Source organism: Streptomyces lavendulae subsp. lavendulae, from assembly GCF_002803845.1.
Taxonomy (GTDB): Bacteria; Actinomycetota; Actinomycetes; order Streptomycetales; family Streptomycetaceae; genus Streptomyces; species Streptomyces lavendulae.
Genome location: NZ_CP024985.1, coordinates 516,040 through 541,521, shown reverse-complemented (window position 1 = coordinate 541,521; position 25,482 = coordinate 516,040). Strand labels below are relative to the sequence as shown.

The following is a 25,482-nucleotide window of genomic DNA, read 5'->3' as shown; positions in this document are numbered from 1 at the left end:
GAGCGGCGGCAAAGGCGTGTAAGAGCGCGGGGAACGGGCGGTGCCGGGGCCGGGTGCGGCCCCGGGGCTCAGCCGGTCTCGACCGTGACCGTGCGGCCCGGGGCGACGACCGGGGTCACGTAGGTGTACGTCACCCCGTCGATCACCTTGGTGCGGGCCGGCCGGGCCACTCCGTCGACCTTCAGCGTGGGATACGTGCCGGGGAAGCGGGCCTCCCAGGCGTAGGAGCAGGTGCCCGAGGTGTGCGTGAGCGAGGACCTGGTCTTCCCGTCGTGGCGCAGGGAGAAGGCCGAGTCGCCGATCCGGAGGTCGTCGATCTGCAGCCAGTCCATCCCCGAGGGGAGCCGGGACAGGGTGCTCAGGGCGTGCGCGGGCGCGTCGGGGGCGACTCCCAGCAGCCCTTCGACGGTCTGGCCGAGCAGGGTGAAGGAGACCTCGGGGTAGTCCCCGTTGGTTCCCTGCTTGGTGTTGACGTGCTGGATGTCCTTGTGGTCGTAGACGTCCTTCATCCACTTCCAGCCGGTGTCGGCCCGGTCGTTCCGGAAGAAGGTGTCCGGCAGGTAGGTGAGGGCCTCGATGTTGTCGGGCCGGCCCGGGCCCGAGGCCTGCTGGTCGATGTAGTCGAGGTAGGCCTCGCGGCGCGGACCCGGGTCGAGGATCTGCTTCATCGGCATGAACCAGCTGTTCTCCTTGCCCCAGCCGGTCAGGGCGCGCCCGTCCGTGGTGTACCCGCGCACCATGTCCGCGCCCGAGCCGGTCCCGCTCCAGGTCGAGTTGAAGTAGGCCTTCAGGTCCCGGGCCTTGGCCCCGTAACGGTCGGCGAGCGCGCGGTCCCCCTTGGCGCGGGCGAGCGAGGCCATCGCCAGGTAGGCCTGGTACTGGGAGCCGATGGCGTCGCCGGCCTCGGCGAGCGGCTCGCCGCTCTGCTCGTTGTAGCTGGCGGTGCCCTGGAAGATGCCGTGGCCGGTGCCTTCGGCCACCTTGACCGCGCCGTTGTCCTTGAGCCCGTCGTGCAGGGTGACGAACTCGTCGGTGGCGTGCCGGTAGAAGTTCCACAGGACCGGGTCGTCGAGGTAGGAGCGGTCACCGCTCCAGCGGTACGCCTCCTCGGCCTTCTGCACCAGCTCGAAGGTGGCGGGCACCTCGCGGACGAAGTTCTCCGGGCCCCGGTAGTCGATCGAGAGGTAGGTCTTCGCGTCGAAGTTGAGGGCCCAGGCCGGGTAGTACTTGTGCTCGGGGGTGGCGGAGGCGGCGAAGGAGCGGAGCATCGTCCGGTTCTCGGCGTTCAGGGCGAGCACCCCGGCGCCGGCCAGCTGGTGGGCCGTGTCGCGCGAGTAGTAGCCGCTGCGGTTGGCGTAGCCGGCCCAGTAGGAGGCGGCGTAGGTGCCGGTGCCGCTGCCGCCGGTGTGGTTCTCGTCGACGTTGAGCGGGCCCTGGGTGCCCGGCAGGTGCACCCAGCTGTTGGCCTTGCGCTTGGACCAGTCGAACATCTCGACGATCTTGGGGTCGGAGGAGCTGATCCTCGGGTCCGCGGGGGAGGCGGGGGAGACCATCACGTCGTCGGCGTTGACCCAGCCGTCCCCCGACTCGAAGGCGATCTCCAGGATGTCACCGGGGGCGAGGGTGATCCGGCTCAGCGTGTAGCGCCGGTAGTTCGTGGCGCTCGGCAGGGTCAGCGCGGCGGCGACCGTGCCGTTGACGCGGGCGACGTACCGGCCGTTCGGTCCGCCCGTCGCGATCCAGGCGGATATGTCGTACGTCCCGCGGCCGGTGGCCGTCACGGTCTGGGACACCTTCATCCCCGGCCCGGCGTCCAGGTAGGCGAGGCGGGACGCGCCGTGCGGGTAGTTCGTGGCGACTCCGGTGCCGGGGGTGAACCGCCATCCCGCGGCGCCCTGTTCGAAGCCCGGGTTGACGACGGCGAGCGGGGCGGGCGCGGGCGGTACGGCCCGCCCCGCGGCCGGACCCGGCGCCGCCGCCGAGGCCTGGCCCCCGAGGGCGAGCGGGGTGAGCGGGAGCAGCAGGGCGAGGGCGGACAGGAGCGACACACGGGAACGCGTCATCGGGTTCTCCCGGGTTGTGGTGGGGCCGGCCGGTCTGCACGGCGCGGGGCGGGCGGCACGCTAGCAACCTCCTCTGAAGGTTTGCAATGAACTTGTCAAAACTGCCTGCCTGATCGGACTGAAAGATTTCATCGATCTCTTGCAAGCCGGGAGGCGCCTCGTTACAGTCCTGGCCCATCGGCTTCCGCAACGGTGCGAGCAAGGGGTGGGTCAGGCATGGAACTGGAACGTCGGAGAGTGCTGCGGATCGGCGGCGCGGTCGCCGCGGGGGCCGGGCTGACCGGCCTGACCGGCTGTTCCGGAACGGGCGCCACGGGTCAGGACGGGGCCGCCGGAAACAAGGACGAGGCCAGGATCTCGGTCTGGTCCTGGCAGGGCCCGGCCGCCGAAATGAAGGCCCTCGTCCCCGAGTTCAACAAGAAGTACCCCGGGATCGAGGTCACGGTCGAGGACATCGGCAACCCGGCGATCTGGGACAAGATAACCACCGGCCTCGCCGCCCACGGCCAGGGCCTCGCCGACGTCCTGCACATCGGCGTCGACTACCTGCCGGGCTACGTGGAGAAGTTCCCCGGCGGCCTCGCCGACCTCGGCCCGCTGGGCGCGAACGCCTACCGGGATGCCTTCGCCCAGGGCATGTGGCAGACGGTCTCCCCCGACGGCAAGCGCGTCAACGCCCTGCCGTGGGAGGCGAACTCGGCGGGCTTCTACTACCGCGCCGACCTCTTCGAGAAGGCCGGGGTGGACGCCGGCGCCCTCCAGACCTGGGAGGAGACCATCGAGGCCGGCAAGGAGATCAAGCAGAAGACCGGCGCCCACCTGCTGGGCATCGACAAGCCCGCCTCACAGGCCGACGCCGCCAACTTCTTCCAGATGCTGCTCCAACTGCAGGGCTCCTTCTACTTCAGCCTCTCCGGCGAGATCACGCTCGACTCCCCGGAAGCCGTGAAGGCCATGACCCTCATCAAGACGATGAACGACGCCGGCCTGGTCAGCGATCTCGCGGGAGGCTGGAACACCCTGATGAGCTCCCTGAAGCAGGGGACCGCGGCCGTCCTGCCCATGCCCACCTGGTTCGGCGGCATCATCCAGGAACAGGTCCCCGAGGAAGCGGGGAAGTGGAAGGTCAGGCTTCCCCCGGCCGTCCGCCGGGGCGGCTCCACCGCGGCCACCGTCAACTCCACCCACCTCGCCGTCTCGGGCTCCAGCAAGCACCAGGCCGCGGCCTGGTCCTTCGTCGAGTTCGTCCTCACCCGTCCGGCCTCCCAGGTGCAGATCTACAAGGGCAAGGGCATCGCCCCCGCCCTGATGAAGGCGTACGACGACGCGGTCTTCCACGAGCCGTCGCCCTTCTTCGGCGGTGAGAAGAAGGGCGAGGTCTTCCTGGAGGCCCTCAAGGCCCCCTCGTCCGCCTTCAACTACACCGCCGACTACGCCCGCGCCCTCAAGCTCGTCACCGATGCCCAGTCCAAGGTGCTGCTCGCGGGCGCCGACCCGGCGAAGGTGCTCAAGGAGGCGGCCGACCAGCTCGGCCGGCAGACCGGACGCAAGGTCTCCCGATGACCGTCACCCTCACCGGCGGCGAACGCCGGGCCGTCGCCCGGCGGGGGACGGCCCCGCGGCCCCGGCCGCGCCGGCGCGTGGCACCGTACCTCTTCGTCCTGCCCGCGCTGCTCCTCTTCGCCGTCTTCAAGATCTACCCCATCGGCCGGTCCTTCGTGATCAGCCTGCACAAGAGCGTCGGCGGGACCGAGCGGTTCGTCGGCGCCGACAACTACACGCGCCTGATGCACGATTCGCTGTTCTGGACCGCCCTGAGGAACACCGCGGTGATCCTCGTCGTCCAGGTGCCGGTCATGCTGGCCCTCGCCACCGGCCTCGCCGTGGCCCTGAACTCCACCCTGCTGCGCGGCCGCGCGCTGTTCCGGCTGGGCTTCTTCCTGCCCATGGTCACCGGTCTGGTCGCGTACGGGATCGTCTTCTCCATCCTGCTGGGCAAGGAATACGGCCTCGTCAACTGGCTGCTGGGGCTCACCGGACTGGACCCGGTGCCGTGGCTGACCGACCCCCTGTGGGCGAAGGTCTCCCTCGGCCTCGCGCTCACCTGGCACTACACCGGATACAACGCCGTGATCCTGCTCGCCCGCCTGCAGTCCGTCCCCGCCGAGCTCTACGACGCGGCGGCCGTGGACGGAGCCGGTGCCTGGACCTCCTTCCGCCACGTCACCCTGCCGGGCCTGCGCCCCGCGCTGCTGCTCACCACGGTGCTCTCCACCATCGGCACCCTGCAGATCTTCGACGAGCCCTACGTGCTCACCGGGGGCGGCCCGGACAACGCCACCCTGACCATCGGCGTGTACCTGTACCAGAACGCCTTCAAGTACTTCGACTTCGGATACGCCTCCGCCATCGCCTACGCCCTGGCCGTCCTCATCGGCATCCTCGGCGTGATCCAGTTCCGTCTCCTGGGGGAGAAGTCATGACCGCCGCCCGCCACCGCGGCAGGAGCATCCTGCTCACCTCCGGACTCGCCATCGTCCTCGCCGCCGTCCTGATCCCCTTCTACTGGCTCGTCGTCGGGGCCACGCACAGCTCGGGGGAGATCTTCGGCAGCCCGCCGCCGCTGCTGCCCGGCGGCCACCTGGCGGCCAACCTGCACAGCCTTCAGGACACCGCGCGGTTCGGCCGGGTCGTCCTCAACTCCCTGCTCATCGCGGTGATCTACACCCTGTGCGCGGGAGCCGTCTGCACCCTGGCCGGGTACGGCTTCGCCAAGTACCGCTTCCGCGGCCGCGAGGCCCTGTTCGCACTGCTCATGCTCGGGCTCGTGGTCCCCGCCCAGGTCACCCTCGTACCGCTCTTCCAGATGATGGCCGAGCTCCGGTGGCTGGGCACCTACCAGGCCGTGATCATGCCCAACCTGGCCCTGCCCTTCGGCATCTTCCTCATGCGCCAGTCCATGGCCGCGCTCCCCGACGAACTCCTCGACTCGGGGCGCATGGACGGCTGCGGCGAACTGCGGCTGTTCCGGAAAGTGGTCCTCCCGCCCATGAAACCGGCGCTGGCCGCCCTGGCGATCTTCCTCTTCCTCTACCAGTGGAACGACTTCATCTGGCCGCTCATCGTCCTGCGCGACAGCGCCACGTTCACCATCCCCGTGGCCCTGGCATCCCTGCAGGGCCTCGACGAAACCGACTACGGCGCGATCCTCGCCGGAACGGCCGCCGCGGCGATCCCGATGGCCCTCGTGTTCCTGGCGCTGCAGCGCCACTTCGTGTCCGGCCTGCTCGCCGGCGCCGTGAAGGAGTGACCGTGCACACCACCACCGCCCCGTCCGACGGCTCCGGGGCCGTGACCACGGCGGGACTGACCCCCGCCCGGGACGAGCCGCTGCTCGACGGGGTCGCGATCGCCGTACTCGCCCACGCCCCCGGCACCGACCCCCGCTGGACCCTCGGCGAACTCCCCGGGGGCCTGCGCGTGCTGGAGGTACGGGCCGACGGCGCCCCCGTCGAGATCCGCTTCTCCGTGCCCCTCGGCGACGCCGCCGGATACTGGCACCCGCAGGGCGGCTGGCGGCGCACCCTCCTCGCCGACTGGGAGGGCCGCTCCCGGGTCTCGCTGGTCGACGGACACGCCGCCGGATGCCTCTACGACCACACGGGCGCCACCCTGCTCACCTTCGCCGCCGCCGACCCGGTGCCCGAGGCCACCCTGCGCTTCGGGGTCTCCGAGGAGAACGACACCCACGTCGTCCACCTCCACCTGCCCGCCTCGCCGCGGGCCCACCGGATCCTGCTCGTCCCCCGCTCACCCTCGGTGGCACGGGCCATGCGGGCCCTGCGCGCCTGGTTCGCCGCCGCGACCCCGCTCCCGCCGGCCCCCGAAGAGGCCCGCACCCCCGTCTACTCCACCTGGTACGCCTTCAACCAGGACGTCGACGCGGCCGCCGTCGAAACCCAGGCCGCACTGGCCTCCGGACTCGGCTGCGGAGCGCTGATCCTCGACGACGGCTGGCAGGAACTGGGCCACGGGCGCGGCTACGCCGGCTGCGGGGACTGGGAGCCCGACCGGGCCAAGTTCCCCGACTTCGCGGGCCACGTCGCCCGGGTCCGCGCCCACGGACTGAGCTACCTCGCCTGGGTCGCGCCCCTGCTGCTCGGCCCCCAGGCCGCCTGCCACGGCCGCCTGGCGGAGTACGCGCCCGCCCCCGCCACCGTGCCCGGCGCGCACGTGCTCGACCCCCGCCGCCCCGAGGTGCGCGAGCACGTCGTCGGGCTCTGCGTCCGGCTGGTCCGCGCCCACGGGCTCGACGGACTGAAGCTCGACTTCCTCGACCAGGCCATGGTGTACGCGGGCGACGGCGCGGGGGACGTCGGCCGCGCCATGGTGACCCTGCTGGCGCAGCTGCGCGCGGCCCTGGAATCCGTCCGGCCGGGCGTACTGCTGGAACTGCGCCAGCCCTACACCGGACCCGGCATGGCCCCCTTCGGCAACATGCTGCGCTCCTTCGACTGCCCGGCCGACGCCACCGCCAACCGGGTCCGCACCCTGGACACGGCACTGCTCGCCGTCGGCGGGGCCGTCCACTCCGACATGCTCCTGTGGTCGGCCGACGCGCCCGTGACCACGGTGGCCCGGCAGCTGATCGGGGCCCTGCACTCGGTGCCGCAGATCTCCGTACGCCTGGACCGGGTGCCCGCCGCGCACCGGGAGGCGATCGGCTTCTGGCTGGGGCGGTGGCGGCAGCACCGGGAGCTGCTGCTCGACGGGGAGGTGGAACCGGGCCGGCCCGACGAGCTGTACCCGCTGGTGCGGGCGGGCTCCGGGGAGCACTGCCTGCTGAGCGTCCACGGCGACCGGGTCGTCCCGCTGGACCTCTCCGCGTACCGGCACTTCCACGTGGTCAACGGCTCGGACCGGGACCGGGTGATGGTCGAGGTACTGGGCGCAGGGGGCCGGGTGCGGGGCGTGGTCCACGGGCCCGACGGCCGTATCATGGACGACCCGCCGACGTATCTGCCGGAGGGAGCGCGCTCGCTGGCCGTGCCGCGCGGCGGTATGGCATCGCTCACGATCACGGAAGGACCGCGATGAAGGTCGGGATCACCGAGGTCGCAGCACGCGCTCAGGTCAGCGAGGCGACCGTCAGCCGGGTGATCAACCGACGCCAGGGCGTGTCGAAGAAGACCCGGGACGCGGTCGAGCAGGCCATGACGGAGCTCGGGTACGAGCGGCAGGTCCAGGGCCAACTGGTCGCGGTGATCACCGAGTTCGTCTCCAACCCGTTCTTCGCCGATGTCGCCGAGCGCATCGAGTCGGCCCTCGCCCCGCACGGACTCAAGACGATCCTGTGCCCCGCCTTCCCCGGCGGGGTACAGGAGCGGGACTTCATCTCCGCGCTCGTGGACAAGGGGGTCGCGGCCGTGGTGTTCCTGTCCGCGTCCAACACCGTCGACGGCGCCGACACCGAGACGTACGAACTGCTGCGCCAGCGCCGCGTCCCCTACGTCGGGATCAACGGCGAGTTCGCGGACGGGGTGCCCACCCCGGTCTTCTCCACCGACGACGCCCTCGCCGCCGAACTGGCCGTCGACCACCTCCACCGGCTGGGCCACCGCCGGATCGGGATGGCCTCGGGACCGGCCGGCAACCAGCCCGCCGACCGCCGGGTGCGCGGCTTCCTGGACGCCATGGCCAGGCGGGGCATCGAGGACCCGCAGCGCTGGGTCATCCGGCAGTCCTACACGGTGGAGGGCGGCCAGGCCGCCGTCGGCCCGCTGCTGGCCCTGGGCGCCACCGCGATCGTCGCCGCCAGCGACTACATGGCCCTCGGGGCGATCCGGGGCGTGCGGCGGCAGGGACGTTCGGTGCCCGGGGACGTATCGGTGGTGGGCTACGACGGCTCGGCCATCACCGAGTTCACGGACCCGCCCCTGACCACGGTGCGCCAGCCCGCCGACCGGCTGGCGCTGGAGGTGGGCCGCAGCGTACTGGCGCTGGTGAGCAACAGGGACGTGCCGACGGGGGAGCTGCTGTTCGACCCCGAGCTGGTCATCCGGGCGACCACCGGGCCGGCGCCCGCGGAGCCCCCTCCCGGAGCCTGACCCGGCGTTCCGGCCGGAAAGCAACAGGGCGACAGCGAGCGGTGTTGGATTCAGTAGAGTTCGCCGCACAGAACTGTTGATTTGCTTTGGAATCTGTTTAGTCTTGGCGGGTGAAGAAGACTCTCGCGAAACTCGCGGACGGCCGCGAACTGATCTACTTCGACACCGACGAAGGCGCCGTGCGCGACGCGCCCGATCTGCGCCCGCTGGACCGGGTGAGCAGTCACCCGCAACTGAGGCGGGACGCGGCGACCGGCGACTGGATCACCATCGCCTCCCACCGCCAGGACCGCACCTACCACCCGCCCGCCGGCGAATGCCCGCTCTGCCCCTCGCGGGACGGCCGGCTCAGCGAGATCCCGGCCGCCGACTACGAGGTGGCCGTCTTCGAGAACCGCTTCCCCTCCCTGGCGGGCGGGACCGGACGCTGCGAGGTGGTGTGCTTCACCCCGGAGCACGCGGCCGGTTTCGCCGACCTCACCCCGGCCGCCGCCCGCCTGGTCCTGGACGCGTGGACCGACCGCACCGCGGAGCTCTCGGCCCTCCCGGGAGTGGAGCAGGTGTACTGCTTCGAGAACCGGGGGGCCGAGATCGGGGTGACCCTCGCCCACCCGCACGGCCAGATCTACGCCTTCCCCTTCGTCACGCCCCGCACCGCCAAGATGACGGCCGCCGCGACCGCACACCGCGCCGCCACCGGACGCAACCTCTTCGAGGACCTGCTGTCGGACGCCCGCGCCGCCACCGACCGGGTGGTGACGGCCGGGGAGCACTGGACCGCCTTCGTGCCCTACGCCGCCCGCTGGCCGTACGAGGTCCACCTCCACCCGCACCGCCGGGTCCCCGATCTGACCCGCCTCAACGAGGCCGAGCGGGCCGAGTTCCCGGAGCTCTACCTGGACCTGCTGCGCCGGTTCGACCGGCTGTTCCCCGTACCGGGGCGGCCGCAGGGACCGGCCCCCACCCCGTACATCTCGGCCTGGCACCAGGCCCCGCGCACCGGGGGCGAGGAACTGGCCCTGCACCTGGAGCTGTTCACCGTGCGGCGGACCCCCGACAAGCTCAAGTTCCTCGCCGGGACGGAGTCCGGGACGGAGGCCTTCATCAACGACGTGGCCCCCGAGGAGGCCGCGCGACGACTGCGGGAGGCCCTGGCGTGAACCGTGGCGACCGGTGGGACGAGGACAGCCGGGCCGACGGTGTCGCGGACGCCTTCGCGAGGCTCTACGGAGGGCCCCCGGACGGGGTCTGGGCGGCGCCGGGGCGGGTGAACCTCATCGGTGAACACACCGACTACAACGACGGGTTCGCCCTGCCCATCGCCCTCCCGCAGAACACCCTGCTCGCCGCCCGGGCGCGTACGGACGGACGGCTGCGGCTGCACAGCGCGCAGGGCGGGGGGCGGACCGTCGAACTGGCCGTGGCCGCACTGGCCCCGGGCGCGGTGACCGGCTGGGCCGCGTACCCGGCCGGAGTGGTCTGGGCGCTCACGGAGGCGGGCCACGCCGTCGGGGGAGCGGACCTGCACTTCGACAGCACGGTGCCCACCGGCGCCGGCCTCTCCTCCTCGGCGGCGCTGGAGTGCGCGGTCGCCGTCGCCTACGACGCGCTGCACGGGCTGGGGCTGTCCGGGCCCGAACTCGCCCGGACCGCCCAGCGCGCGGAGAACGCCTTCGCGGGCGTCCCCTGCGGGATCATGGACCAGATGGCCTCGGTCTGCTGCACCGCCGAGGCCGCCCTCCATCTCGACGCCCGTACCCCGCAGGACCACCGGCAGGTCCCGCTCGACCTCCGGGGCCGGGGGCTGGGGCTGCTGGTGATGGACACCCGGGTCGCCCACGACCTCGGCGACGGGGCGTACGCCGCCCTGCGCGCGGGCTGTGAACGCGCGGCCGCGCTGCTCGGGCTGCCCGCCCTGCGCGACCTGGACGCCGGGGGACTGCCCGAGGCCGTGGAGGCCCTGCCGACGGAACTCGCGCCCCTGGTGCGCCACGTGGTGACCGAGAACGCCCGGGTCACGGAGGCCGTCTCCCGGCTGCGGGAGGGCGATCCGGCGGCCCTCGGCCCGATCCTCACCGCGGGACACGCCTCGCTGCGGGACGACTACCGGGTCTCGTGCCCGGAGACCGACCTCGCCGTGAGCGCCGCGCTGGACGCCGGGGCGCTCGGCGCCCGGATGACGGGGGGCGGCTTCGGCGGCTCCGTCATCGCGCTGGTGGAGGCGGAGCGGGAGGACGCGGTGGGCGGGGCCGTCACGGCCGCCTTCGAAGCGGCCGGCCACCGCCCCCCGCGCCTGTTCGCCGCGACCCCGTCGGCCGGGGCCCGCCGCCTCGCACCCGGCGGCGGGACGCGGTAGGCCACCGGACCGGGGCGGGCCGCGAGGGCCGTGGAGCCGACGGTGGTCAGGCGGTGAACGCGGCGCCGTCCAGGGTCCAGTGGGGATCCTGGACGATGCCGAGCGCGGCGTAGACGTGCGCGGCGACGTCGGCGTGCCGGACCGCCGGCACGGTCGCGCCGGCCGGGACGGCCGGCAGGCCGGGGCCGCACGCGGCCACCCAGGCGGTGCGCTCCCGCTCGCTGCGGCCTCCGTGGCCCCCCTCCTCGCGGTGGCCGTGGTCGGTGACCACGATGAACGTCCACCGCTCCCCGGCGCGGCCGGGGCGCTCGCGCACGGCCTCGACGATCCGTCCCAGGCGGCGGTCCGCCGTCTCGATCGAGCGGCGGTACTCCTGGCCGCAGCCGAGGAAGTGGGCGGTCTCGTCGACGGCGCCGAGGTAGACGAAGGAGGCGTGGAGCTCCTCCCCGGAGCCCAGTACGCGGGCGGCCTCGGCCGCCACCGCCTCGTCGGCCTCCTCCCAGGCCGCGGGGGTGTCCTCGCGGGGGGCGATGAAACTCAGCCGGCTGGGGGCGGTGAAGAGCGGCCCGCCCTGTCGGGCGAGGAACAGGGGTGCCCAGCCGCCGACGGCGAAGGTGCGCCGTCCGCATTCGAGGGCCAGGCGGGTGGTGAAGTCGGGGAAGACGTCCAGCCGGTTGCCGTCGAGCCGGTTGCCCCACACCCCGTGTTTGGCGACGCCGACCCCGGTCACGACGGTGGTCCAGCACGGACCGGACATGGTCGGCGTGGCGTCGTCGATCTCGACGGGCGCCAGGAAGCCCGCGCGGGCCACTTCGTCGAGATGGGGGGTGTCCAGCTCCGGCAGCAGGTCGAGCCGTACGCCGTCGATGCCGACGACCAGAACGTGGCGGTTGTCCATGGCGGGTCCAGGGTGTCCGTGGGCGGGTATTGCGGTCGGGGTGCGGTCAGGGCGTGACGCGGACCAGCCGGATCAGCCGGCTCGCGTGGTCGCCCGCGGGCAGCCGCAGGTCGAGTCCGCGCTGGACCAGGACGGCGCCGCTGTGCACGTGCTCCAGCTCCGGGTCCAGGTAGTGGGCGCCGGAGTCGAGCGCGGGCAGTCTGACGGGGGCGGGACGGTGGCCGAACCGGGCCGAGGGACGCCAGGCGAGCACGGCGTGTTCACCGCCGTCCTCGGCGGCGTAGTGGACGGCGCTCACCCCCTCCGCCCCCCTGACGCGGTGCCGGCGGCCGTACTGCACCAGCGGACGGATCCGCTTGTACTCGGCCACGAGCCCGGCGGCCTCGTCGAGTTCCTCCTCGGACCAGGCCGTCAGGTCGCCGCCGAGACCCAGCGCGCCGGACATGGCCACGTGGAAGCGGAACCGCAGCGGGGTGAGCCGTCCGGTGGTGACGTTGGGGCTGTCGGTGACCCACGCGGCCATCACCCGGGCGGGGAAGAGCTGGCTGAAGCCGTCCTGGATCGCGATCCGGTCGACGGGATCGGTGTTGTCGGAGGTCCAGGCCTGGTCGGTGCGGGCGAGGATGCCGAGGTCGACCCGTCCGCCGCCACCGGCGCACGCCTCGATGCGCAGGCCCGGGTGGCCGGCCCGGAGCCGGTCCATGACGCGGTAGACGGCCCGGGTGTGGTCGATCCAGAGCCGGTCCGGATCGGGATGCCCGGCCCAGCCGGCCTCGGTGAAGGCGCGGTTGGCGTCCCACTTGAGCCAGTCGACCCGGTGGTCGCGGACCAGGGCGTCGAGGGTGTGGTGGGCCCAGGCCTCCACCTCGGGCCGGGCGAAGTTCAGTACGAGCTGGTTGCGCAGCTCGGTCGCCTCGCGGGTGGGGGAGTGGAGGACCCAGTCCGGGTGGGCGCGGTACAGGTCGCTGTCGCGGTTGACCATCTCGGGCTCCACCCACAGGCCGAACTCCATGCCGAGGCGGTGGACCTCGTCGGCGAGGGGGCGCAGGCCGTCCGGGAAGGCGTCCTGGCGCGGTACCCAGTCGCCGAGCCCCGCTTCGTCACTGCGCCGCGCGCCGAACCAGCCGTCGTCCAGTACGAAGAGTTCGGCGCCGGTCCGGGCGGCCAGCCGGGCCAGCCGGACCTGTCCCGGCTGGTCGACGCCGAAGCCGGTGGCCTCCCAGGAGTTGTAGAGGACGGGCAGGTCCCGGCCGGGGTCGGGCAGCACGTGGTCCAGGATGTGACCGTGCCAGGCGTGGCTGGCCGCGCCGAATCCGTGCGGGGTGTAGAGGCCGGCGAACACGGGGGTGTGCAGGCTCTCGCCCGGCCGGAGCGTCCAGCGCAGGCCCTCGTGCCCGAATCCGCCGGTCCAGGTGGTGCGGCCGACCGGGTCGCGGTGGAGCGTGATGCGCCAGCTCCCGCTCCAGGCCAGGGCGGTGCTCCACACCTCGCCCCGGTCCTCCGACGCGGTGCCGTCGTCGAGCGCCAGCCAGGGGCCGGCGTGGTGGCCGGTGAGCCCCCGGCGGCTCGTGAGGACCGTCTCGGCGACGGGGAGCCGGTCCCGGTGGAGCTGGAACTCGCTGTTCCAGCCGCCCGTGAGGTGGCTGAGCCGGTAGTCGGCCAGCGCGGGGGCCGTCCAGGAGGCCGAGTCCAGCCGGTCGACGGTGATGGGCCCGGCCCCGTCCTCGTCCGCCGTCCCGGTGTGGGTGAGCTCCACCCAGCGTTCGATGACGTCACTGCCGGGGCGCACGCGGTAGCACAGCTCGGCGCGCAGGGGATAGCGGCGGTCAGAGAGGCGCAGGCGCAGCTCGCCGCCGTCGACGGTGTGTCCGGTGAACCGCCACTGGGCGCCGCTCGTCCCGTCGGCGAACCGGACCTGGAGGCCCGCCGGGCCGAACCGGGCACCGGTCTGCGGAGCGAGTTCGTCGGCGGCGGCGTCGGCTTCGAAGCTGCTGGCGGCGGGCGAGGCCGGGTCCGGCAGCCGGGAGAGGTCCGGGGCGTCGAGCGGCGCGCCCCAGTACAGGTGCCGCGGGCTCCCGTCGGGGCCGATGCGCAGGGCGTACACGCTGTTCGGCGTGCGGAGGAGGGCGACGTCGGAGCCGGGGTCGAAGGCGGCGAGCGGGAGCGCGGCAGGCACGAAGGGGTCTCCAAGGATGCGGAAAGGACCACGGCCGTACGCAGGGTGCTGCGAGCGAGAACCCCTCCGGGCCGAACGCCCGTGTACTGTCCGCGAGTTGGGCCAGAGGTTAGGGCGGGGACGGGTGGGAAATCAATACTGGACGAAGTTATTTATTTGCTCTACGTTGCACCCGTGTTTCGAAACGACTCCCGACCACTGGTCACCGCACCGGCCGAAACCGCGGTCCTCGCCCTGCTCCTGGCCGAGGGCCCGCTCAGCCGGGTCGAACTCGCGCGCCGGACGGGGCTGTCCTCGACGGCCATCACCAAGGCCGCGAGACCGCTCATCGACGACGGCTACCTGCACGAACTCGCCCCGGAACGCACCGCTCCAGGGGCCGGACGGCCCGTCAACCCGCTGGCGGTCACGCCGGACCGGGAGTTCTTCGTCGGCGTGAAGATCAGCGACGACCGGCTGTTCGGCGTGGTGTGCGACCTGCGGGCCCGGGTCCGGGCGACAGCGGGCCGGACACTCGGCGACTGCCGGCCCGAGGCGGTGAGCGGGCTCCTGACCGAACTGGTCGGCGAACTGCTCGACGCCGAACCCGCGTTCCGCGAACGGACCCGGCACCTGGGCATCGCGGTCTCGGGCGACGTGGACCGCGCGAGCGGCCGGGTCCGCTTCTCCGGCCGCCTCGGCTGGAGCGACGTCCCGCTCGCCGCGATGGTGAGCGCCTCCACCGGCCTCACCGTCACCGTCGAGAACGACGTCAAGGCCCTCACGATCGCCGAACACTGGTGGTTCGGGGAGGGAGTCGGCACCGGCTACTTCGCGCTGGTCACGATCGGCGCCGGCATCGGCTCCGCCATCGTCGTCAACGGACAGCTGGTGAAGGGCGCCTACGGAGTGGCCGGGGAGATGGGGCACATCTGCGTCGACCCGGCCGGCCCCCGCTGCCGCTGCGGATCGGCCGGCTGCGTCGAGGCGATCGCGTCGAGCGGCGCGATCCTCGAAGCGGTCCGCCGGGGCACCGGCCTCCGAGGGCTCGCGTTCGAGCAGGCCGTGGAGATGGCCCGCGAGGGGAACCCCGTGGCCCGCGAGGCGTTCGCCCGCGCCGGACGCGCGATCGGCGTCGCCATCGCCACGCTCGTCAATCTCGTCGGCCCGGAACGCGTCGTCGTGAGCGGCGAGGGGACCGACACCTACGACCTCTTCGGACAGCACATCAAGGACGCCTACGCGTCCCACACCTTCGGGGCGGCGGGCCGGTGCCCGCTGTCGCTGCGCCCCCTCCCCTGGGAGGAATGGGCCCGCGGTGCCGCGGCGGTCGCCGTACAGGCGCTGTTCCCGTAGCACCGCACACGGCCCACCCGCCCGGCGCCCTTCTCTGCCGGCAAGCACTGACGAAGGGCACCGGCCGGGCCGAACACACCCACATCACGTCTGCCTTCACGGAAGGATGCGACATGAGCGCACACAGAACCGAGCTTAGCCGAAGGCGTTTCCTCGGCGGATCGCTGATGATCGTCGCAGGAGGCGTGGTGACCACCGCCTGCAGCACGAACCCGGGCGCGGACGCCTCGTCCTCGGCCAGGACCACCCTGAACGTCTGGTACCACGCCTACGGCGAGGCCGGCGCCCAGCAGGCCGCGCTGCGCTACGCCACCGCCTTCACCAAAGCCCACCCGGACATCGCCGTCAAGGTCACCTGGGTCCCCGGCGACTACACCGCCAAGATCAACGCGACGCTGCTCACCGACGCCGCCCCGGACGTCTTCGAGATCGGCGACTTCAGCGACGCCCTGGCCCGCCGCGGCCAGATCGCCGCGCTGGACGACCTCTACGGCAGCGCCAGGTCCGACTTCAACGACAACGCCATCGCCGGCGTGACGGTCGACGGCAAGCTCTACGGCGTCAAGATGATCGACGACGTCATGATGCTGTACTTTCGCAAGAGCAGGCTGACCGAGGCCGGAATCACCCCGCCCACCACGTTCGACGAACTCGTCGCGGCGGCGAAGGCCCTCACCACCAAGACCGGCAAGGGCCTGTTCCTCGGCAACGACGGCCTGGGCGACAGCCCCATCCTCGCGGTCCGCTCCAACGGCGCAGACCTGGTGGCCGACGGCAAGGTCGCCTTCGGCTCCCCGCAGGCCCTCGAAGCCCTGACCGGCCTCAGGCGCCTGCACGAGGACAAGTCCCTGCTCCTCGGCTACACCACCGACTGGTGGGACCCGTCCGCCCTCACCCAGGACGTCGTGCCCATGCAGTGGTGCGGCCTGTGGGCGATGCCCGCGGTCAAGACCGCGCTCGGCGACGACTTCGGCGTCCTGCCGTGGCCCGCCTTCAAGGCCGGCGGGAGCCCCGCCGTACGCGTCGGCGGCTGGACCAGCTGCGTCAACGCCAAGGGCCGGCACGTGGACGCCGCCAAGAAGTACGTCCAGTGGCTGTGGATCCAGGAGAGCGGCCTGCAGAAGGACTGGGCCGAGAGCTACGGGTTCCACGTACCGCCCCGCAAGTCCGTGGCGGCGGGCGCCGAGAAGCTCTCCGGCGGCCCCGCCCGGGAGACCGTGGAACTCGCCGCCAAGTACGGCAAGCCCAACCCCGGCACCTGGGACACCGCCGTGAGCGACGCCTTCAGGGCGGCCGCCGCGAAGATCGTCGGCGGGCAGGGGGACCCCGCGCAGATCATGGCGGAAGCGGTGGACCGGGCCCAGACGGTCGTCGACAAGCAGCGCGGCTGATGGTCGCGGCACCGCACACCGGCCCGCCCCGCACCCGGCGGCGGTCCGGGCCCGCCCGCCCCTCCGGCCGGGGCCCAGCCCGCGCCGGCCGGCGCCCCCGCGCCGGGCGCTCGGCCTGGGCCGCCTTCGCGCTGCTCACCGCGCCGACGCTCATCGGGCTCGGCGCCTTCAAGTACGTCGCCATCGGCTGGAGCTTCCTGCTCAGCCTCAGCGACGCCCGCGGCACCATCGCCCCCGGCCGGTGGGTCGGCCTGGACAACTACCTGACGCTGCTCTCCGACCGGACGTTCCGCGCCTCCCTCGGCCAGATCCTCCTGTTCACCGCCTTCATCGTGCCCGTCACCTTCGCCGCCTCCCTCGGGCTCGCCCTGCTGGTGCACCGGATCCGGCGCGGGCGGGCCGTACTGCGCACCGCCTTCCTCATCCCGGCCGCCGTGTCCTACGTGGCCGCCTCGCTCCTGTGGAAGATGTCCCTGTTCAACGGGCTGCCCACCGGCATCGCCAACACCGTCGCCGGATGGTTCGGCATGGAAGCGGTCCCCTGGCTGCAGACCACTTCACCACCGCTGTACTGGGTCGTCCTGGTCACCCTCCGCCTCTGGCTCCAGGTCGGCTTCTACATGGTGCTCTTCCTCGCCGGACTCCAGGGCATCCCCCAGGACCTCTACGAGGCCGCCGCGCTCGACGGGGCGAAGGGCCTGCGGCTGTTGCGCAGCATCACCTTGCCGATGCTGCGCAACACCTCCGTCGCCGTGCTGATGCTGCTCTTCATCGCGGCCTTCCAGGCCTTCGACGAGTTCTACAACCTGTTCAACAGCGGGCTCTCCGGCACCGGAGCGGCCCCCGTGCAGACCCCGCTGGTCCACCTGTACAACACCGCGATGGGCAGCCAGGACTACGGCCTCGGATCGGCCGGGGCCTTCGTGCTCACCGCCCTCATCGTCGGAGTGACCCTGATCCAGGGGCGCTTCACGGGATTCGGGAGGAAGGAAGGATGAGCCGCACATGAGCACCGTGCCCAGGCTCTCCGGAGCCCTGCGCCTCACGGCGCGGGGACTGCTGGTGGGCCTGCTGACGACTGCCTTCCTGACGCCCTTCTACCTGATGCTGCGCGGCGCCCTGATGGACACCCCGGGCGTGACCTCGCCGCAGTGGACGTGGTGGCCGTCCCCGATGCACTTCGAGAACTTCAGCGCGCTCTTCGACGACCCGGCCCTGTCCATGGGCAGGGCACTGGCGAACTCGGCCCTGATCGCCCTCGTCACCGCCCCCGTCTCCACCCTCCTGGCCTCCGCCGCCGGCTACGCCTTTGCACGGATACCCGTACCCGGACGCGGCGTCCTGCTCGCCCTGGTGGTCGCCACCCTGATGATCCCGGGCTCGGTCACCTTCGTACCGACGTTCGTCGTGGTCGGATCGATGGGCGGGGTGAACACCCTGTGGGGCATCATCGCGCCCGGCCTGTTCAACCCCTTCGCCGTCCTGCTGTTCCGCAACTTCTACCTCCGGTTCCCGGCCGAGATCGAGGAGGCCGGACGGCTCGACGGGCTGGGCTGGTTCGGCCTCTACCGCCGGATCGCCCTGCCGAACTCGGGCGCCATGCTCGCCTCGCTCGGAGCACTGGCGTTCATCGACAGCTGGAACTCCTTCCTGTGGCCCCTGGTCATCGGCCAGGACCCGTCGGCCTGGACCGCGCAGATCGCCCTGTCGACGTTCCTCACCTCACAGACCGTCAACCTGCCCGGGCTGTTCGCGGGAGCCGTCGTGACGATCGCCCCCCTGGTCGTCATGTTCCTGGTCGCCCAGCGCTACATCGTCGAGGGCATCGCCACCAGCGGCCTCAAGGGCTGACCGCGGGGCGGCCCGCCCCCCACCGGCCGCCCGCACGCCAAGAGCACGGCACATCCTCCACCCCCGGAAGGGGCCCACGTGACAGGCACCCCACTGCTCCGACGCGCGACCGCGGCACTCGCCGTGCTGTCCGCGCTGCTCCTCGGCACGAGTACGACCGCCGGCGCGGCGGCATCCGCCCCGGACGGATCCGCCCCGGACGGATCCGCCGCGACCGCCACCGCGACCGCCGCCGCGACCGGCACCCCGGCCCCGCCCACGGCCCTGACCGGCCCCCAGCTGGCCGCCTCCTGGACCGGACCCCTCAGCACCCGGGGCCGCTGGATCGTCGACGCCGGCGGCAACCGCTTCAAGCTGAAGGCCGGCAACTGGGCGGGAGCCCAGGGGACGTGGACCGGGAGCGGGGACATCAACGACCCCGCCAGTCACATGCACGGCGAACCGGCCCACAGCATGCCGCTCGGCCTGGACCGGGCCCCCATGGCCGCCATCCTGGCCGACTTCCACGGCCTGGGACTCAACAGCATCCGGCTGCCGTTCTCCAACGCCCTCGTCCACGACACCACGCCCGTCCCGGACTCCGCGGTCGCCGCCAATCCGCAGCTCAAGGGCAAGACCCCCCTCCAGGTCCTCGACGCCGTCATCGCCGCCCTCACCGCCGACGGCTTCGCGGTGATCCTCAACAACCACACGACCACCGCCCGTTTCTGCTGCGGCCTGGACGGCAACGAACGCTGGAACAGCAGCCAGAGCACCCAGCAGTGGGTGGACGACTGGCTGTTCATGGTGAACCGCTACAAGGCCGACAAGCGCGTGGTCGGCGCGGACCTGCGCAACGAGGTCCGCCGCGACACCTGGGACGACCCCAACTGGGGCTGGTACGACGACCACGACGCCTACGCCGCCTTCGAAGAGGCCGGAAACCGGATCCTGCGGGCCGACCCCGACATGCTCGTCGTCATGGAGGGCATCAACTGGTACGGCGTCCCCCTCGCCGGACTCCCGCACGGGCGGCCGATGCTGACCCCGGTCGCCAACCTCTCCCACACCCTGATCGAGTCGGGCAAGCTCGTCTACGCCGCCCACTTCTACGCCTACACCGGCCCCGCCAACACCGGCGCCGGCAGCGGCCCCGGCTCCACGAGCGACCCCCGCTACCAGGACTTCACCCCGCAGCAGCTCGCCCAGGTGGTCAACCAGGAGGCACTGTTCGTCACCGAAGCCGGCCAGCACTTCACCGCCCCGGTGTGGATCAGCGAGTTCGGCGCCGGCGGCCGCGGCTCCGACGACGCCAAGGAACGGGCCTGGCTGCACAACTTCACCGACATCCTCACGGCCAACGACACCGACTTCGCGATCTGGCCCCTGGTCGGCTGGACCGACGCGGCCGGCGCCCCGATGGACAACTGGTCACTGCTGTCCTACAGCGCGACCGGCGTCCGCCAGGGCATCGAGGACGGCGGCGACTGGCGCGCCGACGACTGGAACAAACTGGTCTCCGCCCCCGGCCGCACCGGCCAGGTACCCCAGGTCGGCCACTGGAACATGCTCGACCTCGACCACACCGACTACGACGTCTCCGCCACGATGTCGGCACGGCCGGACTGGTCACCGGGCAACCGCAAGGGCAACTGCCCCGACAGCCAGCGGCTGACCGGCCTGGCCCGCAGCGACAGCCGGGGCCTGTGCACCGACGCCGGCGGCCCCCGCAAGGCGGACGGCCCCTGGACCGTGGTCACGGACGAGCGCTACGTCACCCGGGGCGACTGGGCGGACGGCTACAACAAGCTCCAGTGCCCCGAGAACTCCTTCGCCGTCGGCTACAGCGTGCGCGCCAACGCCATGTCCGCCCTGCTCTGCGCTCCCGCCGCCGCCCCACTGCCCGTCACCGGACGGACCCTCTGGTTCGACCACGGCGACAACCGCCCGGCCACCGGGGGCTCGACCGGCAGCGACTGGGCGCCCGGCTACTACAAGGGCCAGTGCGCCGACACCGAATACATCGCCGGAGTCGCCTTCACCTGGCGGTGGAACCACGGCGGCGTCCCCGACGCACTGCTGTGCCGCCCCCTGAACTGACGGGTCCCCTCTTCCCCTTCCCCCGCCTCCCCCTTCCCCGCATCCCGAGGAGCGCACGGCATGCCCCGACTGGAGATCGCCGCAGACGGCTTCCGTCTCGACGACCGCCCGTTCCGCATCGTCTCCGGTGCACTGCACTACTTCCGCGTCCACCCGGAGCAATGGGCCGACCGGCTCCACAAGGCGCGCCTGCTGGGCCTCAACACGGTCGAGACCTACGTCCCGTGGAACCTCCACGCCCGCCGGCGCGGAGAGTTCCGGCTCGACGCGGGCCTCGACCTGCCCCGGTTCCTCCGGCTCGCCGCCGCCGAGGGCCTGCACGTGCTGCTGCGCCCCGGACCGTACATCTGCGCGGAATGGGAGGGCGGCGGCCTGCCCTCCTGGCTCCTCGCCGAGGAAGGCATCGCGCTGCGCAGCCGCGACCCGCGCTTCCTGCGGGCCGTGGACGAGTACCTCGGAGCCCTCCTGCCACCCCTGCTGCCCTCGCTCGGGAGCCGCGGCGGGCCGGTGCTCGCCGTCCAGCTGGAGAACGAGTACGGGGCCTACGGGGACGACGCCGCATACCTCGCCGACCTGGCCGCTCTGCTCCGCCGCCACGGAGTGGACGTCCCCCTGTTCACCTGCGACCAGCCCTCGGACCTCGGGCGCGGCGGCCTCGAAGGGGTGCTGCGCACCGTCAACTTCGGCAGCAGGGCCGAGAGCGGCCTTGCCGCGCTGCGCGAGCACCAGCCCGCCGGGCCCCTGATGTGCTCGGAGTTCTGGATCGGCTGGTTCGACCGGTGGGGCGGGACCCACGCCGTCCGGGGCGCCGACGACGCCGCCGCCGAACTCGACCGGCTGCTCGCGGCCGGTGCCTCCGTGAACGTCTACATGTTCCACGGCGGCACGAACTTCGGCTTCACCAACGGGGCCAACGACAAGGGCACCTACCGCCCCACCGTCACCTCGTACGACTACGACGCACCGCTGGACGAGGCGGGCGATCCCACGCCCAAGTACACCGCCTTCCGGGAGGTCCTCGCGAAGCACGTTCCGGTCCCCGACGAGCCGGTGCCCGCCCCCGCGCCCAAGCTCGGCCTCGGGCCGGTCCCACTCACCCACTGCGCGCCCCTGCTGGACCGCGCGGACCTCCTCGGCGGCGCCGTGGAGGCGGCCCGCCCGCTCACGATGGAGGAACTCGGCCAGGACTTCGGCTTCGTCCTGTACGAGACCCGGCTGCCGGACCGGGGGCCGGTCGTCCTGCGGGCCGAGGACGTACGCGACCGCGCGCAGGTCTTCGTGGACGGACAACCGGTCGGCGTACTCGAACGAGAGGGCCGCGAGCACGCCCTCGCCTTCACCGTCCCCCGTCCCGGAGCCCGGCTGACGGTGCTGGTGGAGAACCAGGGCAGGGTCAACTACGGGCCGGGCGTCCACGACCGCAAGGGACTCCTCGGCCGCACCCTGGTGGGCGGCCGGGAACCGGCGACGTGGTCCAGCCGCGCCCTGCCCCTCGACGATCTCGCCGCGCTGCCCTTCACCTCCTTCGACCCGCAGTCACCCCCGGTGGGACCCGCCTTCCACCGCGGCCACGTCGAGGTCGAGCGGCCCGCCGACACCTTCCTCGCCCTGGAGGGCTGGACCAAGGGCAACGTCTGGGTCAACGGGTTCGCGCTGGGCCGCTACTGGTCCCGCGGCGCCCAGGCAACGCTGTACGTCCCGGGCCCGGTGCTCAGGGCCGGGCGCAACGAGATCACCGTCCTCGAACTGCACGCCTCGGCCACCCGCACGGTCGAGCTGCGTGACCGCCCCGACCTCGGCCCGACCGAGGAGTGAGGCGGGGTCTCACGATGCAGAAAGTGCTGGTGGCCGCAGCGCGGCCCTTGCGAGGATGGAGCCCCAACGCACCTACACGGAAGATGAGTTCATGAACCAGAAGGATCCGAAGGTCGAGGCGGTCGAGAAGTTCTTCGCCGCCTACGCGGCAGGGGACGTCGAAGGCATGAGTGCGGTCCTGGCGCCGGACATCCGGTGGACGATCCCCGGGCGGCATCCGCTGTCCGGGACCAAGCACGGGGTCGCCGAAGTCCGCAGCTTCTTCGACCAGCTCGGCAAGGCCGGCTTCCAGGCCGACCCGATCTTCTTCGGCAGCAACGACGAGTACGTCGTCGACATCCACCGCGGCTGGACGACCGCCGGCACCGGCAAGGTCGACACGACCTGGGCCCTGGTGTGGCACTTCAACGCCGACGGCCAGGTCGACCGCGTCGTCAACCTGAGCGGTGACCAGCACCAGATGGACAACTTCATCTGGGACAACTTCACCCTCGCTCCGCTGCCCGACCGCCTCGCCTGACCCTTCCCGGCCCGCCCCCGGCTCCGCCCGCCCGTCCGTGCGTCGGGCGGGCGGAGCCGGTCGGGTCAGGCGAGGAGCGGCGAGAGGAGTCCCGCACCGTCGTAGCGGTGCCGCAGTGCCCGGAGGCGGGCCAGGTTGCCGCCGTAGGCCGCCCGTGTCTCGGCGGCCGTTTCGGGGAGGCCCGGGCGCAGTTCCACGTTGTAGACCCCGACCGTGTGCGCGGCCAGGGCGCCCAGCGTGCCGCGGGCCCACGACCCGCAGGCCCCGGTATCGGCGGGGTCGTCCCAGATCGCGTTCAGCGGGATGCTCCATTCGGCGGTCCGGCCCCAGAACGCGGTGGCGGTGTCGTCGACGTCGGCCAGAGCCCCGCCGGTGTGCTGGAAGTCGATGCGGCAGGCCTTCGTGGGCGCGGCGCGGATCCGGTCCGCGAGGGCGCCGGCGACCGCGGCGTCGAGGGTGGGACCGGTGAAGACCGCTTTGCCGGAGAACGACCCGCGCGGACCGTCACCCGGCCGGGGCAGCCGGATCGGTCCGGGCTCGGCGCCGCCGGCACCCGGGACGGCGAACTCGGGCAGCCCGGCCAGGCAGCGGCCGGAACCCTCCGAGCGGTAGAGCGGCGGCGGGCCCGCGCCGGCGACGACGGCGGAGGCCGCCGCCCTGGCCCGCCCGACGGCGCTGTCGTCCCCGCTCGCGCAGGCGGTGTAGACGAACAGGACCGGCTCGTCCGGGGAGAGGGGGGTGTAGCCGAGGACCGCGCTCATGCTGGTGTCCCGCGGAAGCTCGGGGGCGACCCGGAAGTACGTGGCGAGGGCGTCCAGGCCCACCACCGCGCGGTCGACCCAGACGGGGGCGCTCTCGTGCGTGCGGAACACCCCGGAGGTCACCACGCCGACGTACGGCGCGCCGCCCCGGACCGCCCACCACAGGTCGGCCTCCTCACCGGCGCTCCGCTCCGACAGACGCACCACGTCACCGGAGGGGAGGACCAGCTCGGCCCCCACGAGATGGTCGACGGTGAGCCCCAGGGACCTCGTCAGGTAGCCGATGCCGCCTCGGGTGGCCATCCCCAGCCCGGTGTGGCCGGACACGCCGACCGGCACCGTACGGCCCGCCGGGCCGAGGACCCCGAGCATGGTGGCCATGGTCGCCCCACCGCCGACGACCACCCGGTCTCCGTCCGGACGGGCGGAGTTCCCGTGTTCCGAGAGGTCCAGCACGACGGCCCCGTCGGCGACACAGTTCGAGCTCAGACCACCGCCCCGCACCGTCACCCGGACTCCCGCCTCCGCGGCGGCCTTCAGCACGGTCGCGACGTCGGCGGCCGTGCGGGGCGCCACGACGCACGCGGGCCGCCGCCGGGCGGCATCGGGGAAGAAGACGCGGGCCAGGGCGTTCTCGTACCCGGCGGTCCCGGGCGCGTGCACCGCCGCTCCGAGCGCGGACCGCAACGGCCCGACGATGCCGTCCGACGGACGGACCGGCACGCTCACCGCGACGGCCCCGGTCGCGGAGCGCCCGGTAAACGGGCTGAGAGTACGGGCATGTGATGACTGGTCACGGAAGCTCCGATTCCCGGTGGGCGGGTTTCGGGCGCGGAGCCTTCGGTTGTCCCGGACGGACGAGCGGCAACCCCTGGAGGCTAGGTCAGCCGGACACCGCGCACAAGGCTCGGGGGAGAGGGAACGGCCTAGGTGTATTGACCCGCAGGGTTGTTGACGCGGGTGAGGGGAGGGTGTCCGCCCAGTGCGGTGTGGCAGCGGTGGTGGTCGTAGGTGTGGAGGAGGTCTGCCCGGGCCCCTGTCCGTTCGTTGTGCGAGGTGTAGGGCCGCTGGTAGGCCCATTCGTCGAGCAGGGTGCGGTTGAAGCGTTCGACTTTGCCGTTGCCGCCCGCGGCCGCGAGCGGTACCGGCGCGCAGCCGGACACCGGGGCCATGGCCCCGGTGGAGGGCGACCAGTGGAGGGCGGTCATCGCGGCGTACGCCGGGAAGCGCCCGACCGGGGACCCGCCGAGTTCCGCACGCGTCCTGCCTTGCCGCTCTACGCTGTCCGACCTCGCCGGGCCCAGGCGCTCTCCGAGGTCGTCGGCAGCGCGGCGGCGGCGCCGATGCCCGTCAAGCCCTGGACATCGGCGCCGCCGCCGCATTGCATTCCGCTGTTCTGCTGTTCCGCCGGTCCGCGGGCCGGCCGGGTGCGGAAGGCCGCCGCCGCGGAACGGTTCTACGCCTCGACGAAGTTCTCGTTCGTCGAGGCCGGGGCGCCCTGCAGCCGACGGCGCTTGACGAGCAGCACGCCGGTGCGCGTGAGGACCATGGCCAGGGCCATGAACACGAAGGCGTTCGAGTAGACGTCCTGCCCGCTCAGCTTGTTCTCGATGCTGAACGTGATGACGTCCTGCCCGAACCAGTGCTCGGAACCGTAGGCGAACAGCACGCGGGAGGCGGAGACCAAGGTCCACAGGATCGCGTAGGCGGCGCCGCCCCGCGTGTAGACGTTGCCGTCGGAGCCCCGGTGGGCGGGCAGCAACGGTACGGCGATCAGGCCGCAGAGGATTCCCGCGCCGATTCCGGCGAGCTGGAGCCAGGGGTCGTTCCCGTCCAGGGGGAGCGAATGGACGAAGAGCGCGAGCACGACGGCGATCGCGATGATCGAGCGCAGCAGCCGCATGTTGGTGATCTGACGGGTACCCAGGTCGGTGGACAGGATGATGACCAGGATCACCCCGCTGGCGATCAAGGCGGTCAGGAACGGGCTCATGGGGCAACCCCTCGTTTCGATGAGTGGCGGGGGCGCTTCGAGGCTCTCCCGGATCTTCCACTCCAACGCTAGGGATCGAGAGGGGTGGACCTGGACAACCGGTCGATGGACCGGTTGTCCATCGACCGGTGGACACG

General features: G+C 72.5%; 19 protein-coding genes and 1 pseudogene. 14 read left to right on the top strand and 6 right to left on the bottom strand.

All coding sequences use genetic code 11. From position 1 onward, the window contains the following. Nucleotides 1–68: 68 nt before the first annotated feature. Nucleotides 69–2,063 carry a carbohydrate-binding protein gene (locus SLAV_RS02665; RefSeq protein ID WP_030237005.1) on the bottom strand — a complete coding sequence of 665 codons (1,995 nt, stop codon included), beginning with the start codon at nucleotides 2,061–2,063 and terminating at the stop codon, nucleotides 69–71. Between the two features lie 216 nt (nucleotides 2,064–2,279). On the opposite strand from SLAV_RS02665, the gene SLAV_RS02660 reads away from it, so the two are divergent. The 7 genes from SLAV_RS02660 to galK all read left to right on the top strand — a co-directional run bounded on the left by SLAV_RS02660 (nucleotide 2,280) and on the right by galK (nucleotide 10,526). Further along, nucleotides 2,280–3,626, top strand: coding sequence for an ABC transporter substrate-binding protein (locus tag SLAV_RS02660; protein WP_030237002.1), 1,347 nt, complete (start codon nucleotides 2,280–2,282; stop codon nucleotides 3,624–3,626). Then, the gene (locus tag SLAV_RS02655; protein ID WP_037688107.1) at nucleotides 3,623–4,546 is read left to right on the top strand and encodes a carbohydrate ABC transporter permease; all 924 of its coding nucleotides are present in this window, start codon (nucleotides 3,623–3,625) and stop codon (nucleotides 4,544–4,546) included. Before SLAV_RS02660 ends, SLAV_RS02655 begins: the two co-directional genes overlap by 4 nt. Continuing rightward, entirely contained in the window at nucleotides 4,543–5,373 is an 831-nt protein-coding gene (locus SLAV_RS02650; protein WP_030236997.1) for a carbohydrate ABC transporter permease, read from the top strand. Before SLAV_RS02655 ends, SLAV_RS02650 begins: the two co-directional genes overlap by 4 nt. 2 nt (nucleotides 5,374–5,375) lie before the next feature. After that, the gene (locus SLAV_RS02645) at nucleotides 5,376–7,160 is read left to right on the top strand and encodes a glycoside hydrolase family 36 protein (RefSeq protein WP_078950554.1); all 1,785 of its coding nucleotides are present in this window, start codon (nucleotides 5,376–5,378) and stop codon (nucleotides 7,158–7,160) included. Then, nucleotides 7,157–8,170 carry a LacI family DNA-binding transcriptional regulator gene (locus SLAV_RS02640; protein WP_030236992.1) on the top strand — a complete coding sequence of 338 codons (1,014 nt, stop codon included), beginning with the start codon at nucleotides 7,157–7,159 and terminating at the stop codon, nucleotides 8,168–8,170. The genes SLAV_RS02645 and SLAV_RS02640 overlap by 4 nt, the downstream gene beginning before the upstream one ends. A gap of 110 nt (nucleotides 8,171–8,280) precedes the next feature. Continuing rightward, the gene (gene galT / locus SLAV_RS02635) at nucleotides 8,281–9,330 is read left to right on the top strand and encodes a galactose-1-phosphate uridylyltransferase (RefSeq protein ID WP_030236988.1); all 1,050 of its coding nucleotides are present in this window, start codon (nucleotides 8,281–8,283) and stop codon (nucleotides 9,328–9,330) included. Beyond that, nucleotides 9,327–10,526 carry a galactokinase gene (gene galK / locus SLAV_RS02630; protein ID WP_037688104.1) on the top strand — a complete coding sequence of 400 codons (1,200 nt, stop codon included), beginning with the start codon at nucleotides 9,327–9,329 and terminating at the stop codon, nucleotides 10,524–10,526. Before galT ends, galK begins: the two co-directional genes overlap by 4 nt. A gap of 46 nt (nucleotides 10,527–10,572) precedes the next feature. Here the strand turns inward: galK and SLAV_RS02625 are convergent, their stop codons facing one another. Continuing rightward, the gene (locus SLAV_RS02625; RefSeq protein WP_030236982.1) at nucleotides 10,573–11,424 is read right to left on the bottom strand and encodes an alkaline phosphatase family protein; all 852 of its coding nucleotides are present in this window, start codon (nucleotides 11,422–11,424) and stop codon (nucleotides 10,573–10,575) included. 46 nt (nucleotides 11,425–11,470) lie between these two features. After that, nucleotides 11,471–13,600, bottom strand: coding sequence for an alpha-galactosidase (locus SLAV_RS02620; RefSeq protein ID WP_030236980.1), 2,130 nt, complete (start codon nucleotides 13,598–13,600; stop codon nucleotides 11,471–11,473). A 174-nt stretch (nucleotides 13,601–13,774) separates the two neighbouring features. Between SLAV_RS02620 and SLAV_RS02615 the strand changes: the two genes are divergently transcribed. The 7 genes from SLAV_RS02615 to SLAV_RS02585 all read left to right on the top strand — a co-directional run bounded on the left by SLAV_RS02615 (nucleotide 13,775) and on the right by SLAV_RS02585 (nucleotide 22,591). Then, nucleotides 13,775–14,935 (top strand): ROK family transcriptional regulator, encoded by a 1,161-nt coding sequence (locus SLAV_RS02615; protein ID WP_199922215.1) that lies wholly within the window; start codon nucleotides 13,775–13,777, stop codon nucleotides 14,933–14,935. Nucleotides 14,936–15,048: 113 nt separating this feature from the next. Then, a complete protein-coding gene (locus tag SLAV_RS02610; protein ID WP_030236974.1) occupies nucleotides 15,049–16,326 on the top strand; it encodes an ABC transporter substrate-binding protein in 1,278 nt (425 codons plus the stop codon). After that, on the top strand, nucleotides 16,326–17,324 hold the full coding sequence (locus SLAV_RS02605; protein ID WP_030236954.1) for a carbohydrate ABC transporter permease: 999 nt from the start codon (nucleotides 16,326–16,328) through the stop codon (nucleotides 17,322–17,324). The genes SLAV_RS02610 and SLAV_RS02605 overlap by 1 nt, the downstream gene beginning before the upstream one ends. Before the next feature lie 7 nt (nucleotides 17,325–17,331). Then, nucleotides 17,332–18,177, top strand: coding sequence for a carbohydrate ABC transporter permease (locus SLAV_RS02600; protein ID WP_030236951.1), 846 nt, complete (start codon nucleotides 17,332–17,334; stop codon nucleotides 18,175–18,177). Between the two features lie 78 nt (nucleotides 18,178–18,255). Next, the gene (locus tag SLAV_RS02595) at nucleotides 18,256–20,256 is read left to right on the top strand and encodes a glycoside hydrolase family 5 protein (RefSeq protein WP_234333802.1); all 2,001 of its coding nucleotides are present in this window, start codon (nucleotides 18,256–18,258) and stop codon (nucleotides 20,254–20,256) included. Nucleotides 20,257–20,316: 60 nt separating this feature from the next. After that, nucleotides 20,317–22,071, top strand: coding sequence for a glycoside hydrolase family 35 protein (locus tag SLAV_RS02590; RefSeq protein ID WP_030236946.1), 1,755 nt, complete (start codon nucleotides 20,317–20,319; stop codon nucleotides 22,069–22,071). 91 nt (nucleotides 22,072–22,162) lie between these two features. Next, nucleotides 22,163–22,591: a nuclear transport factor 2 family protein gene (locus tag SLAV_RS02585; RefSeq protein WP_037688101.1), complete on the top strand. Its 429-nt coding sequence runs from the start codon at nucleotides 22,163–22,165 to the stop codon at nucleotides 22,589–22,591. A 65-nt stretch (nucleotides 22,592–22,656) separates the two neighbouring features. Here the strand turns inward: SLAV_RS02585 and SLAV_RS02580 are convergent, their stop codons facing one another. The 3 genes and pseudogenes from SLAV_RS02580 to SLAV_RS02570 all read right to left on the bottom strand — a co-directional run bounded on the left by SLAV_RS02580 (nucleotide 22,657) and on the right by SLAV_RS02570 (nucleotide 25,345). Then, nucleotides 22,657–24,081, bottom strand: a complete 1,425-nt coding sequence (locus SLAV_RS02580) for an FAD-binding oxidoreductase (protein ID WP_199922214.1) — start codon at nucleotides 24,079–24,081, stop codon at nucleotides 22,657–22,659. A gap of 197 nt (nucleotides 24,082–24,278) precedes the next feature. Next, a pseudogene (locus tag SLAV_RS02575) lies at nucleotides 24,279–24,473 on the bottom strand (integrase core domain-containing protein); the annotation flags it as partial. A 335-nt stretch (nucleotides 24,474–24,808) separates the two neighbouring features. Continuing rightward, on the bottom strand, nucleotides 24,809–25,345 hold the full coding sequence (locus SLAV_RS02570) for a hypothetical protein (protein ID WP_030236934.1): 537 nt from the start codon (nucleotides 25,343–25,345) through the stop codon (nucleotides 24,809–24,811). Nucleotides 25,346–25,482 lie beyond the last annotated feature (137 nt).

Excerpts from the sequence above, each read along its gene's own strand:
- SLAV_RS02665 (WP_030237005.1), bottom strand. The coding sequence starts at position 2,063 with ATGACGCGTTCCCGTGTGTCGCTCCTGTCCGCCCTCGCCCTGCTGCTC.
- SLAV_RS02660 (WP_030237002.1), top strand. The coding sequence starts at position 2,280 with ATGGAACTGGAACGTCGGAGAGTGCTGCGGATCGGCGGCGCGGTCGCC.
- SLAV_RS02655 (WP_037688107.1), top strand. The coding sequence starts at position 3,623 with ATGACCGTCACCCTCACCGGCGGCGAACGCCGGGCCGTCGCCCGGCGG.
- SLAV_RS02650 (WP_030236997.1), top strand. The coding sequence starts at position 4,543 with ATGACCGCCGCCCGCCACCGCGGCAGGAGCATCCTGCTCACCTCCGGA.
- SLAV_RS02640 (WP_030236992.1), top strand. The coding sequence starts at position 7,157 with ATGAAGGTCGGGATCACCGAGGTCGCAGCACGCGCTCAGGTCAGCGAG.
- SLAV_RS02625 (WP_030236982.1), bottom strand. The coding sequence starts at position 11,424 with ATGGACAACCGCCACGTTCTGGTCGTCGGCATCGACGGCGTACGGCTC.
- SLAV_RS02610 (WP_030236974.1), top strand. The coding sequence starts at position 15,049 with ATGAGCGCACACAGAACCGAGCTTAGCCGAAGGCGTTTCCTCGGCGGA.
- SLAV_RS02605 (WP_030236954.1), top strand. The coding sequence starts at position 16,326 with ATGGTCGCGGCACCGCACACCGGCCCGCCCCGCACCCGGCGGCGGTCC.
- SLAV_RS02600 (WP_030236951.1), top strand. The coding sequence starts at position 17,332 with ATGAGCACCGTGCCCAGGCTCTCCGGAGCCCTGCGCCTCACGGCGCGG.
- SLAV_RS02590 (WP_030236946.1), top strand. The coding sequence starts at position 20,317 with ATGCCCCGACTGGAGATCGCCGCAGACGGCTTCCGTCTCGACGACCGC.
- SLAV_RS02585 (WP_037688101.1), top strand. The coding sequence starts at position 22,163 with ATGAACCAGAAGGATCCGAAGGTCGAGGCGGTCGAGAAGTTCTTCGCC.
- SLAV_RS02570 (WP_030236934.1), bottom strand. The coding sequence starts at position 25,345 with ATGAGCCCGTTCCTGACCGCCTTGATCGCCAGCGGGGTGATCCTGGTC.